The following is a 400-nucleotide window of genomic DNA, read 5'->3' as shown; positions in this document are numbered from 1 at the left end:
ATAGTTATTGTTAGTTAACTATCAATTAACTGGCACCCATAGCTCAATTGGATAGAGTACCTGACTACGAATCAGGCGGTTAGAGGTTCGACTCCTCTTGGGTGCATTATAATATTGCGGGAAGTAGCTCAGCTTGGTAGAGCACTTGGTTTGGGACCAAGGGGTCGCAGGTTCGAATCCTGTCTTCCCGATATTATTTTTTCGCGGCGTAGCTCAGCTGGCTAGAGCGTCCGGTTCATACCCGGGAGGTCGGGGGTTCGATCCCCTCTGCCGCGATTATTGTATTAAGAGCTTGGACCTTTAGCTCAGTTGGTTAGAGCAAACGGCTCATAACCGTTCGGTCGTAGGTTCGAGTCCTACAAGGTCCATTCAATACTTATTATGGAGGATTACCCAAGTT

At 47.8% G+C, this 400-nt stretch carries 4 tRNA genes; all 4 read left to right on the top strand.

The features are described 5' to 3' along the window. The first annotated feature begins 32 nt into the window (after positions 1 to 32). The 4 genes from OL233_RS11310 (at position 33) to OL233_RS11295 (ending at position 368) form a co-directional block, all read left to right on the top strand. Positions 33 to 106: transfer RNA gene (locus tag OL233_RS11310), tRNA-Arg, on the top strand. A gap of 11 nt (positions 107 to 117) precedes the next feature. Continuing rightward, positions 118 to 191, top strand: a tRNA-Pro gene (locus tag OL233_RS11305). Between the two features lie 11 nt (positions 192 to 202). Next, positions 203 to 276, top strand: a tRNA-Met gene (locus OL233_RS11300). A gap of 18 nt (positions 277 to 294) precedes the next feature. After that, positions 295 to 368: transfer RNA gene (locus OL233_RS11295), tRNA-Ile, on the top strand. Positions 369 to 400 lie beyond the last annotated feature (32 nt).

This window comes from Vagococcus proximus (assembly GCF_029143285.1).
Classification (GTDB): Bacteria; Bacillota; Bacilli; order Lactobacillales; family Vagococcaceae; genus Vagococcus_D; species Vagococcus_D proximus.
The sequence above is the reverse complement of the archived record's forward strand: the minus strand, read 5'-3'. Positions and strand labels throughout refer to the sequence as shown.